The following is an 11,978-nucleotide window of genomic DNA, read 5'->3' on the forward strand; positions in this document are numbered from 1 at the left end:
AAAACTTTTATACCGATAACTCCATACCGATCATTCGACAGGGCCATCATGAACAACAATCACAAACCGACGACCGACACCGCCGCACCCGCTCTCAAGCGCCGTGGCTTCCTGGGCGGCCTGCTGGCGGCTGCGGCCGGTGGCGCACTGGCCACCATCGCCACGCCCGGCCAGGCGGCCGCCCGCGCTGAAGTCGCGCTGGACCGTGCCAAATGGGCGGCCCGCAATCACGAGATGGTGGCGCAGATGATCGCCGAGCATGGCAAGCTGTCATCCGGTTACCAGAGCGGCAAGCGGCCCTATGCCGTGTTCGACTGGGACAACACCAGCATCATGAATGACTGCGAAGAAGCGCTGTTGATGTACCAGATCAATACGCTGTCTTTCAAGCTGACACCAAACGAGTTCGCGGCCATCACCCGTCAGAATGTGCCACCGGGTCCGTTCAGCAAGGACTTCAAGAATGCGGCAGGCAACATCGTGGATCTGGAAGCGATCTGCGCTGACCTCGATGCGGATTATGCGTTCCTGTACGCCAACTACAAGGGCATGGCCGGCAGCAAGAGCTTGGAAGAAATCACCGCCACGCCGGAGTTCCAGGACTTCCGTACCAAGCTCTACTACCTCTATGAAGCCGTCAACGATACCCATGGCGTAGCCGTCGGTTATCCGTGGGTGATCTACTTCTTCGCCAACATGAGCGTGGCCGAAGTGAGCGCGCTGGCCGAAGCCTCCAACGATGCTGCGCTGGGCGCGGCGCTGACCAAGGTCAAGTACACCAGCCCGGCCGATCGTGCGGGCAAGGCGGGCGTGGTGAGCGTGTCGCACTTCCATGGCATCCGCCTGTGCACCGAAATCGCCACCTTGATGGACACCCTGCGCCGCAATGGCATCGACGTCTATGTCTGTACCGCCTCGCTGGAAGATGTGGTGGCCGTGTTTGCGACGCACCCCAAGTATGGCTACCACGTTACCCGTGAAAACGTCATCGGCCTGCGCCTGGAGCGCAGCGGGCAGAGCTTCCGCAATGCCTATCTGAAGGAGTGGCCGCTGACCTGGGGGCCGGGCAAGACGGTCGCCATCAAGCAGGTGCTGGTGGCGCAAAAGGGGTATGGTCCGCTGTTCGTGGCGGGCGACAGCGATGGCGATTACGATATGCTGCGTGACTTCCCCGAGACCCGTTATGGCCTCATCGTCAATCGCATGAAGAACGGCAAGATCGGTGAGCTGTCCAAACTCGCGGCTGACCAGATCAGTGCCGCCAAGCCGCGTTTCCTGCTGCAGGGACGCCAGGAGTCGACCGGCAACTGGCTGCCGGCCGAAACCAGCATCAAATACGGCAAGACCGCACCGCAACTGCTGACCAGCTGATCGGACAGCAGCGGGGCATGACGCACCGCTGCCTCAGCGGGCAGCGGTGACCAAGGAGGAGCATCATCATGGCCGAACACCGTTTCCGGCACAGTGTGGGTAGCGCCAGCTACGTGTTTCGTGATCTCAAGGAAGTGATGGCCAAGGCCAGCCCGGCGCGTTCCGGCGATCTGCTGGCCGGTGTGGCGGCGGGCAGCGCCGAGGAGCGCGCCATTGCCCAGATGGCGCTGGCGAACCTGCCGCTGAAGACTTTTCTCGACGAGCCGCTGATCCCTTACGAAGAGGATGAAGTCACCCGGCTGATCCTCGACAGTCACGACCGTGCCGCCTTTGCGCCGATCGCGCACCTGACGGTGGGCGATTTCCGCAACTGGCTGCTGGCCGATGACACCGACAGCACGGTGCTGGCCGCCGTGGCACCCGGGGTGACGCCAGAGATGGCAGCGGCCGTCTCCAAGATCATGCGCAACCAGGACCTGATCCTGGTGGCCAAGAAGTGCCGCGTGGTCACGGCCTTTCGCAATACCATCGGCTTGCCCGGCCGCTTGTCCACCCGCCTGCAGCCCAATCACCCCACGGATGACGCCAGCGGCATCGCCGCCAGCATGCTCGATGGCCTGATGTATGGCAACGGCGATGCGGTCATCGGCATCAATCCCGCTACCGACAACGTCCCGCAGGTGGTCAAGCTGGTCGGCATGATGGCCGATGTGATCGCGCGTTACGAGATCCCGACGCAATCCTGCGTGCTCACCCACGTCACCAACACGATTGCCGCCATCGAGCGCGGCGCGCCGGTGGATCTGGTGTTCCAGTCCATTGCCGGGACCGAGGCGGCCAATCGCGGCTTCGGCATCGACCTGGCCATCCTGGGCGAGGCGCGTGAGGCTGCGCTGTCGCTCAAGCGCGGCACGGTCGGCGACAACGTGATGTATTTCGAAACCGGGCAGGGCAGTGCGCTGTCGGCCAATGCGCATCACGGCATCGACCAGCAGACCTGCGAGGCGCGCGCGTATGCCGTGGCCCGCGCCTTCAAGCCGCTGCTGGTCAATACGGTGGTGGGCTTCATCGGGCCGGAATACCTGTATGACGGCAAGCAGATCATCCGCGCCGGACTGGAAGACCATTTCTGCGCCAAGCTGCTGGGCCTGCCCATGGGCTGTGACGTCTGCTACACCAACCATGCCGAAGCGGACCAGAACGACATGGATGTGCTGCTGACCTTGCTGGGCGTGGCGGGCTGCACCTTCGTCATGGGCATCCCCGGTTCGGATGACATCATGTTGAATTACCAGACCACTTCCTTCCACGATGCGCTGTATGCGCGGCGGGTACTGGGTTCGCGGCCGGCGCCGGAGTTCGAGGCGTGGCTGCACAGGATGCAGATCTTCAATGCGGGTGGCCAGGAGCAGGCATTCCGCCTGCATGCCGACATGCCCCCCGGTTTCCGCGAGACCTTGTTGCGCCTTCAATGACCATGGACGACAAAGAAGCCATTTCACCGCAAGGTGCAGAAAACGTCAGCCCCGGTGCAGAAAACGTCACGGCCAATCCGTGGGAGGCATTGCGCCGCTTTACTGCTGCGCGCATCGCCCTGGGACGCAGTGGCGTAAGCCTGCCGACCGCGCCGCAACTGGCTTTCCAGCTGGCGCATGCGCAGGCGCGCGATGCCGTGCATCTGCCGCTGGATGTGGCTGCGCTCAAGGCACAATTGCAGCAGCAAGGTGTCTGCGCAGCCGAAGAGGTGATCGATGTGCAAAGCGCGGCAGCGGACCGGCTGGTCTACCTGCAGCGGCCGGACTTCGGGCGCAGGCTGTCGGAAACATCGCGCCAGCAATTGCTTGAGCGTTTTGGCACCGAGCCGCAACGGCGCTTCGATGTAGGCTTCGTGATCGCCGATGGCTTGTCGGCGCTGGCCATCGTGCGCAATGCCGCGCCTTTCCTGGCGGAGGTGATGCAGCGTATTGCGCCGGAAGGATGGTCGATGGCACCGCCCGTGATCGTGCAGCAGGGACGGGTGGCGGTTGCCGATGAAATCGGGGAGTTGCTGGGTGTGAAGCTGGTAGTGATCCTGATCGGCGAGCGGCCGGGGCTGAGTTCGCCGGACAGCATGGGTCTCTATCTGACCTGGATGCCCTCGCGCGGACTCACCGACGCCAGCCGCAATTGCATCTCCAATGTGCGGCCGGAAGGTTTGCCCTATCCGGAAGCCGCCTACAAGCTGCATTACCTGATGGCGCAGGCGCACCAGCGTGCTCTGTCCGGCGTGGCCTTGAAGGATGAGACGGCCAGCGAGGGTGAGGAACTGGATGTGCGGCGCAACTTTTTGCTCGGTGACGCTCGATGAAGAGATTGCGCATTGCAGCCCGCTGATGCCCCACTCACCGTTCGTCCTGAGTAGCGGCCGTGCCGCGTATCGAAGGCGCGCCGTCCTTGCGCCTTCGATACGCCGCACGCGTGCGGCTACTCAGTCCGAACGGTAGAGAGTACATCGGCAGGCCTCATCGACCTGATGCCTATAAAACGAAAAGGCCGCGAACGTTCGCGGCCTTTCCTTTTTTGCGCGGGGAGGGCGATGCATCCCTCCCTCCAGCATCGACGCTTTACACCGATTCCAGCGCCTGGTTCAGCGTGGCGCTCGGACGCATCACGGCGAAGGTCTTCTCACGATCCGGCAGGTAGTAGCCGCCGATGTCGACTTCCTTGCCCTGCACCGAGTTCAGCTCTTCGACGATCTTCTGCTCGTTCTCGGACAGTGCCTTGGCCAGCGGGGCGAACTGCTTGGCCAGTTCGGCATCGTCCTTCTGTGCGGCCAGTTCCTGGGCCCAGTACAGGGCCAGGTAGAAGTGGCTGCCACGGTTGTCCAGCTCGCCGGTCTTGGGCGAAGGCGACTTGTTGTTGTCCAGCAGCTTGCCGGTGGCAGCGTCCAGGGTCTTGGCCAGGATCTTGGCGCGGGCGTTGCCGGTCTTGATGCCCACGTCTTCGATGGAGACGGCCAGGGCCAGGAATTCACCCAGCGAATCCCAGCGCAGGTGGTTTTCACCGACCAGCTGTTGCACGTGCTTGGGGGCCGAGCCGCCGGCACCGGTTTCGAACATGCCGCCACCGGCCATCAGCGGGACGATCGACAGCATCTTGGCCGAGGTGCCCAGTTCCATGATGGGGAACAGGTCGGTCAGGTAGTCGCGCAGGATGTTGCCGGTCACCGAGATGGTGTCCAGGCCGCGGATGACGCGTTCCAGGGTGTAACGCATGGCGCGCACTTGCGACATGATCTGGATGTCGGCACCGGTCAGGTCGTGATCCTTCAGGTAGGTGTTGACCTTCTTGATCAGTTCGGCTTCGTGCGGACGGTACGGGTCCAGCCAGAAGACGGCCGGCATGCCGGACAGGCGGGCACGGGTCACGGCCAGCTTGACCCAGTCACGCACCGCAGCGTCCTTGACCTGGCACATGCGCCAGATGTCGCCTTCTTCCACGTTCTGCTCCAGCAGCACCTGGCCATCCAGGGTGACGATGCGCGCCACGCCGGCCTGGGCGATTTCGAAGGTCTTGTCGTGCGAACCGTATTCTTCTGCCTTCTGGGCCATCAGGCCGACGTTGGGCACGGTACCCATGGTGGTCGGGTCGAAGGCGCCGTTGGTCTTGCAGAAGTTGATGATTTCCTGATAGATGCGGGCGAAGGTCGATTCCGGCAGCAGGGCCTTGGTGTCTTCGGTCTTGCCAGCGGCGTTCCACATCTTGCCGCCAGCACGGATCATGGCCGGCATCGAGGCGTCGACGATCACGTCGTTGGGGGCGTGCAGGTTGGTGATGCCCTTGGCGGAGTCCACCATGGCCAGGCGCGGACGCTTGGCTTCATCGGCCTTCAGGTCGGCCAGCACTTCGGCCTTCTTGTCTTCGGGCAGGGTGTTGATCTTTTCGTAGACGCCGGACATGCCGTTGTTGGGGTTCACGCCGATCTCGGCGAACAGCTTGGCGTGCTTGGTGAAGGTGTCCTTGTAGTAGGTGCGCACGGCGTGGCCGAAGACGATCGGGTGCGAGACCTTCATCATGGTGGCCTTGACGTGCACCGACAGCAGCAGGTCGGTGTCGAAGGCGTCCTGCATCTGCTCTTCGTAGTAGGCACACAGGGCCTTCTTGCTCATGAACATGCTGTCGATGATTTCACCGGCTTGCAGCGAGATCTTCGGTTTCAGGACGATGGTTTCGCCGGACTTGGTGACCAGGTCCATCTTGACGTCCACGGCCTTGTCCAGGGTCAGGCTCTTTTCGCCGGCGTAGAAGTCGCCGCCGTGCATGTGCGCCACGTGGGTACGCGAGGCCATGGACCACTTGGCCATCGAGTGCGGGTGCTTGCGGGCGTAGTTCTTGACGGCGTTGGGCGCGCGGCGGTCGGAGTTGCCTTCGCGCAGGACCGGGTTCACGGCGCTGCCGGTGACCTTGGCGTAGCGCTTCTGCAGGGCCTTTTCTTCTTCGGTGCTCGGGTTTTCCGGATAGTCGGGCAGCTTGTAGCCGCGCGCTTGCAGTTCGCGGATGGCCGCTTGCAGCTGCAGGATCGAGGCGCTGATGTTGGGCAGCTTGATGATGTTGGCGTCGGGGCTCTGGGTCAGTGCGCCCAGTGCGGCCAGGTTGTCGGGGACTTTCTGTTCATCGGTGAGGTACTCAGGGAATTCAGCCAGGATACGCGCAGCCACCGAGATATCGCTTTCGACGACGTCGATGCCGGCCGCGGCGGTGAACTTCTTGACGATGGGCAAGAGCGAGTGGGTCGCCAGATAGGGTGCCTCGTCGGTCAGCGTATAGATGATGGTCGGGTTGCCAGTAGTCACGATGATGTCCTTGCGTTGGTGTGTTGATGTGCGTTGGTGCGATCCCCGCAGCGCCGGATGGACCGCCCTGGCTCTGTCGGCCTGGGCTGGCGCCACCTCCTTGTCGGCTGTGCTGCGCGGAAATTCGTCTCCCGGGGCGGCATGGCTGGCGTACTGCTGCCAGAAGGCCGCGGCAAAAAACAGCGGTAGTTTACTCCTAAGCGGGGCGAAATGCTTCAACTCTTATATAAGACTTGAAGAAATTTTTGCTTTTCGAAGGATTGCTGCCCCGTTCTCAATCCCTTGGCATGACTCTGCTATTGTCGTGGACACACTTTTTGTTCGTGTCCGGCAAAATGCCGTACAATTCATTTCATGGGAAAACGCATGACGCCAGCTGTCGCCACTGCTCGACTGGAAGCCCGGATCAGCCCGGAGCTTCAGCAATTGCTCAAACGTGCCGCCGAGATTGAAGGACGCACATTGACCGACTTTGTCATCGCTGCCGTCCAGGAAGCGGCGCAGAAGGCGGTCGAGCAGGCCGAAGTCATCCGTTTGTCCTTGCAGGACCAACAGCGCTTTGCCGAGGCGCTTCTGGCTCCCCCACCACCTTCGGCAGCACTGCAGCGCGCCATGGCGCGCCATGACAAGCTGCTGCGCAGCGAAGAATGACGCGCCCGCCGTTGCTCGTGACGGCGCTCGATCCCGCCCTTCACGACCTTAGCCGCTTTGACTGCGGCACGCCTGCCTTGAACCGCTATTTGCGCGAACTGGTGACACAGGATGTCCGGCGCCGCGTGGCTGCCTGCTTTGTCGCAGTGGACGACGAACAGCGGGTGGCCGCCTATTACACGCTGGCCAGCGCCAGCGTGCCGCTGGTGGGCCTGTCCGATGAGATGCGCCGCAAGCTGCCTCGCTATGGCGCCATTCCTGCCATCCGTCTCGGTCGTCTTGCGGTCGACCGGGAATTCAAGGGCCGGGGCCTCGGTGGTGCTTTGCTGGTCAATGCACTGCGCCGGGCCGTCGCGGCGGAGATTCCGGGCGCGGTCTTGGTGGTCGACGCCAAGGATCCGAAGGCCTCAGCCTTTTACCGCCACCATGGTTTCATCGCCCTGCAGGATGCACCGCTCACGCTGTTCTTGCCCCTCGCGTCAGTGCGTTAAGCAAGCGGCATTTTCTCCGGCAGGCCATAAAAAAGGGCCGCAATTCTGCGGCCCATCCCAATAGCTAGTACAAGAACCTGTCTCAGGCCGTCACTGCCTGCCGTGCCGCCTTGTTGCGATACAGGATCAGGGTGGCGATCAGCCCGCACACTGCAGCCGTGCTCATCCAGAGGCCAGGCGCTGCCTTGTCGTGGGTCATTTCGATCAGGCCAGTCGCAATGGCCGGCGTGAAGCCGCCGAAGACGGCGGTAGCCAGGCTGTAGGCCAGCGAGAAGCCCGCAGTACGGACGTCAGCCGGCATCACCTCGGTCAGGGCCACCACCATCGCGCCGTTGTAGCTGGCGTACAGGAAGGACAGCCACAGTTCCACCATCAGCATCTTGGCGAAGCTGGCGTCATGCACCAGCCAGTTCACGGCCGGGTAGGCGGTCAGAATGGTCAGGACGGTGAAGGTCACCAGGATCGGGCGACGGCCAATGCGGTCCGACAGCGCGCCCATGATGGGCAGCCAGATGAAGTTGGACAGGCCCACGCACAAGGTCACGATCAGGCTCGCTTCGGTGGAGAGCTTCAGTACGTTCTTGCCGAAGGTCGGGGTGTACACCGTGATCAGGTAGAACGACACGGTGGTCATCGACACCAGCATCATGCCGGCAATGACCAGCTTCCAGTTCTCGATCATGGAACGGAAGATCTGGCCGGTGCTCGGACGATGCTTGCGGCGCATGAACTCTTCGGTTTCCTGCAGCGAGCGGCGGATCACGAACAGCACCGGCACGATCAGGCAGCCGATGAAGAACGGCACGCGCCAGCCCCAGTCACCGACCTGGGCCGGAGTGAGCGTCGTCGAGAGCATGTAGCCGATGGCCGCTGCCACGATGATGGCCACCTGCTGGCTGGCCGACTGCCAGCTCACATAGAAGCCCTTGTTGCCGGGCGTGGCCATTTCGGCCAGGTAGACCGACACGCCGCCCAGTTCCACACCGGCCGAGAAGCCTTGCAGCAGGCGGCCGACCAGCACCAGCATCGGGGCCAGCACGCCGATGGTGGCGTAGGAGGGGACGAAAGCGATGAGCATCGTGCCCAGGGCCATCAGCGCCAGGGTCACGATCAGGCCCTGGCGGCGGCCGACGCGGTCGACATAGGCGCCCAGGATGATGGCGCCCAGCGGGCGCATCAGGAAGCCGGCGCCGAAGGTCATGAAGGTCAGCATCAGCGAGGCGAACTCGTTGTCGCTGGGGAAGAAGGCCTTCGAGATGTGGGTCGCGTAGAAACCGAACAGGAAGAAATCGAACATTTCCATGAAGTTGCCGCTGGTCACGCGCAGCACGGTGGAAAACTTCGATTGCGAAGAAGTGGATGTCGTCATGATATGTGCCTCGTTATCTGTTGGGCGGACCGTGTTGATTCCGGTCTTGCGCCTGTCTCGTACTGCCATGCGGCAGCTTGTGTCAGGATCTTTTTTTGTGGGGACAGCTATTGCGCCGCCGATTCTATGCCCGAAAGTGATCCATGGGACCCACTTGCGGCGCTGCGCAAGCAAATATCGGTTTTTTCGATAGCTGGATGAAAGCTTCAGCGCGCATTTCCATCGCAAAAAGCTGTTCGCGCGGCAAGCTGCGGTGGGTCAAGGCGATCCGAAGTGAATTATGGTGCAATGCGGCATTGCACATGACTTCACGCAACCCAGCTCATCCATGAAAGGTTCCCATGAAAACCGCCGTCTTCAGCGCCCGCCGCTACGACCAGACCCTGCTCACGCGCGCCAATACCGCGTCCGGCGCTGCGCATGAACTGGTATTCCTGCAAGACCGTCTCGATCTCGATACGGCACAGCTGGCCAGCGGCTGCCAGGCCGTGGCGGCCTTCGTCAACGATGACCTGGGTGCTGCCGTCCTGGAACGCCTGGCCGCTCTGGGCGTGCGTTTCGTCACCACACGCTCCACCGGCTTCAATCACATCGATACCCAAGCCGCGCGGCGGTTGGGTATCACGGTGGCGCGCGTGGCCGATTATTCACCTTACTCGGTGGCCGAGTTCGCCGTGGGCCTGCTGCTGGCGGTGAACCGAAAAATCGCGCGCGCCAGCATGCGCACCCGCGAAGGCAATTTCGAGCTGGAAGGATTGATGGGCTTCGACCTGCACGGCAAGACCGTGGGCGTGATCGGTACCGGCAAGATCGGCGCACTGTTCGCCCGCATCATGGCCGGATTCGGCTGCACCGTGCTGGGTAGCGACGTGCATCACAATCCGGACTTCGAGGCTCTGGGCGGACGCTACGTGCGCCGCGAGGAGCTCTTCGCCGCCAGTGACGTGATTTCGCTGCATTGTCCGCTCACTGAAGCCACGCGCTATCTGGTCAATGCCGGGACCTTGGCCCTCGCCAAGCCCGGCTGCATCCTGGTCAACACCAGCCGCGGCGGGCTGGTCGATACCGAAGCCGCGATTGCCGCCTTGAAGAGCGGCCAGTTGCGCGGCCTGGCCATCGATGTCTATGAACAGGAGGCCAGCCTGTTCTTCCAGGACCTGTCCTCGACCATCATCACCGATGACGTGATCCAGCGCCTGGTCTCCTTCCCCAATGTCATCGTCACCGGCCACCAGGCCTTCTTCACCGAGGAAGCCATCGGCCAGATCATGCAGACCACCATCGCCAACCTGAATGATTTCGCCGCGGGCAAGCAACTGGGCGAGCGTCTGGTGGCCTGATCAGCTCGCATGGCGGCCGGCGTCGAACAGCGAGCCGAGCTGCTCGCCGATGCGCGGACGCAGGTGTTCATGCACGCGCTGGATGATGTGTTCGGCATCGTCGGCGCCATAGGTCTGCGCCAGCTGCCGATGCATGTCGAAATGCAGGTAGAGCAGTCCGCGCAGACTCTGGAAAGCAGTCGGATGGGCCTGGCCGCAGACCTGCTCGTTGTTGTCCATGACCTGGTTCAGTACGCCCGGATCGAACAGGCGTACCTGGCAGATTACGGCGCAGCGGACGATCTCCAGGTCCAGTGCTTCCAGCTCCTGGGTCAGTTCTTCGGGAGTGTGGCGCTCGGCGCTCAACTTTTCGCTCATGGCGGTCTTTCGGAGGAGGAGGGGAGTCCTCAGGATAGCATTTGCTGCAACGCGGAAAACTTGTCGAAGATCAATCTTTCAGGGATTGCCAGCGCCAGGCAGGTAAATTTTGCAAAGAGCTTCACGCTGCTGCAGCATGGCGCTCAGAAGGAACAAAAGGGCGATGGCGGATCGCCCGCCATCGCCCCTTCAGCGCGCCTTTCGGCCAGACAGGATCACTCCAGCGCGGCAGCCGGACCGAAGAATTCATATCGGCTCTGAGCCGCCGGTACACCCAGCGCGCCCAGCGCACGCTTGATGGCTTTCATGAACGGCTTGGGGCCGACGAAGTAGGCGTCCACGTCCCGCGTTTGCGGCAGCCATTGCTGCAGCAGAGCCGCATCGATGAAGCCGGTGGCGTAGGGGGCCGGATCGCCTGCGCGCGCCCGTTCATAGCAGAAATGCGCCCGCAGTTGCGGGTGTTGCGCCGCCAGTTCTTCCACCTGACGGCGGAAAGCATGCACGCCGCCATGGCGCGCCGCATGGATGAAATGCACCGGGCGACCGGTCGGCAGCGCCGCTGCCAGCATGGTCATCATCGGCGTAATGCCCACCCCGCCGCTGATGAGCACCAGCGGCTTGTCACTGGCCGTGAGCGTGAAGTCGCCGGCCGGCGGGAACAGTTCCACCACCGCGCCCACATGGATCTCGTCGTGCAGATGGCGCGAGACCTTGCCCTCGGCTTCACGCTTGACGCTGATGCGGTATTGCAGCGGCTGCCCCTGCTGGCGCAGCGGGGCCGACAGCGAATACTGGCGGCGCTGTTCCAGCCCGTCCACCACCATGCGCAGGCCGATGTACTGGCCCGGCTCAAAGTCCAGCAGCGCGCCGCCATCCTTGGGCATGAAGTAGAAGGAGGTGATCTCCTCGCTCTCGGCCACCTTGCGCGTGACCACGAAATTGCGCGCACCGCGCCAGCCGCCTGGCGCGGCGGCCTTGGCGTCATATTGCTGGCGTTCGGCGCCGATGAGGATGTCGGCCAGCTGGCCATAGGCGGCAGCCCAGGCATCGATGACGGCATCGGTGGCGATCTCCGCGCCCAGCACTTCACGGATGGCACGCAGCAGGCAGTCGCCGACCATCGGGTAGTGCTCGGGCTGCACCTGCACGGCGACGTGCTTGTTGATGATCTGCGCGGCCAGCGGGCCCATTTCTTCCAGGCGATCGATATGCCGCGCGTACATCAGTACGCCATTGGCCAGCGCACGCGGCTGGTCGCCGCTGGCCTGGTGGGCGCGATTGAAGAGGGGATGAACCTGTGGGTAGTCGCGCATGAGCATCTTGTAGAAGTGCGTGGTCAGCGCCTCGCCGCCCGATTCGAGCAGGGGGACGGTGGATTTGACGATGGCGAGTTGGGCATCGGTAAGCATGCGGGACCTTTCTGTTGGAAGCGGTGGAGGAAGTGCCGGAATGTCCGGGACCCTCTTGCTATTACAAAAGGCGTGCCACTTTCGAATACCAATAAAATCAGGAACTTGCGAGCGGTTGGTGTATTCATGACCTGTGTCATAATGACCAATCAATCTTC

The 11,978-nt window shown here is 62.6% G+C and carries 10 protein-coding genes; 6 read left to right on the plus strand and 4 right to left on the minus strand.

Annotated elements, in window-relative coordinates:
* Positions 1–48 precede the first annotated feature (48 nt).
* The 3 genes from ACWHXP_RS07280 (at position 49) to eutC (ending at position 3,718) form a co-directional block, all read left to right on the plus strand.
* The gene (locus ACWHXP_RS07280; protein ID WP_489622967.1) at positions 49–1,371 is read left to right on the plus strand and encodes an HAD family hydrolase; all 1,323 of its coding nucleotides are present in this window, start codon (positions 49–51) and stop codon (positions 1,369–1,371) included.
* Positions 1,372–1,439: 68 nt separating this feature from the next.
* Entirely contained in the window at positions 1,440–2,846 is a 1,407-nt protein-coding gene (locus ACWHXP_RS07285; RefSeq protein ID WP_034330614.1) for an ethanolamine ammonia-lyase subunit EutB, read from the plus strand.
* Positions 2,843–3,718, plus strand: coding sequence for an ethanolamine ammonia-lyase subunit EutC (gene eutC, locus ACWHXP_RS07290; protein WP_489634140.1), 876 nt, complete (start codon positions 2,843–2,845; stop codon positions 3,716–3,718). The genes ACWHXP_RS07285 and eutC overlap by 4 nt, the downstream gene beginning before the upstream one ends.
* 256 nt (positions 3,719–3,974) lie before the next feature.
* On the opposite strand, the gene ACWHXP_RS07295 is transcribed toward eutC, so the two are convergent.
* Complete coding sequence (locus ACWHXP_RS07295) at positions 3,975–6,203, minus strand: NADP-dependent isocitrate dehydrogenase (RefSeq protein WP_121045616.1); 2,229 nt, start codon at positions 6,201–6,203, stop codon at positions 3,975–3,977.
* Between the two features lie 366 nt (positions 6,204–6,569).
* On the opposite strand from ACWHXP_RS07295, the gene ACWHXP_RS07300 reads away from it, so the two are divergent.
* Both ACWHXP_RS07300 and ACWHXP_RS07305 read left to right on the plus strand, forming a co-directional pair.
* The gene (locus ACWHXP_RS07300) at positions 6,570–6,854 is read left to right on the plus strand and encodes a type II toxin-antitoxin system TacA family antitoxin (protein ID WP_209582272.1); all 285 of its coding nucleotides are present in this window, start codon (positions 6,570–6,572) and stop codon (positions 6,852–6,854) included.
* Positions 6,851–7,345, plus strand: a complete 495-nt coding sequence (locus ACWHXP_RS07305) for a GNAT family N-acetyltransferase (protein ID WP_489634139.1) — start codon at positions 6,851–6,853, stop codon at positions 7,343–7,345. Before ACWHXP_RS07300 ends, ACWHXP_RS07305 begins: the two co-directional genes overlap by 4 nt.
* A gap of 82 nt (positions 7,346–7,427) precedes the next feature.
* On the opposite strand, the gene ACWHXP_RS07310 is transcribed toward ACWHXP_RS07305, so the two are convergent.
* Complete coding sequence (locus tag ACWHXP_RS07310; protein WP_121045611.1) at positions 7,428–8,714, minus strand: MFS transporter; 1,287 nt, start codon at positions 8,712–8,714, stop codon at positions 7,428–7,430.
* Between the two features lie 341 nt (positions 8,715–9,055).
* Between ACWHXP_RS07310 and ACWHXP_RS07315 the strand changes: the two genes are divergently transcribed.
* A complete protein-coding gene (locus tag ACWHXP_RS07315; protein WP_121045610.1) occupies positions 9,056–10,054 on the plus strand; it encodes a 2-hydroxyacid dehydrogenase in 999 nt (332 codons plus the stop codon).
* On the opposite strand, the gene ACWHXP_RS07320 is transcribed toward ACWHXP_RS07315, so the two are convergent.
* A complete protein-coding gene (locus ACWHXP_RS07320) occupies positions 10,055–10,411 on the minus strand; it encodes a hypothetical protein (RefSeq protein WP_489634138.1) in 357 nt (118 codons plus the stop codon).
* Between the two features lie 215 nt (positions 10,412–10,626).
* A complete protein-coding gene (gene hmpA / locus ACWHXP_RS07325; protein WP_489634137.1) occupies positions 10,627–11,820 on the minus strand; it encodes an NO-inducible flavohemoprotein in 1,194 nt (397 codons plus the stop codon).
* Positions 11,821–11,978 lie beyond the last annotated feature (158 nt).

Source organism: Herbaspirillum sp. Her2 (genome assembly GCF_057961375.1).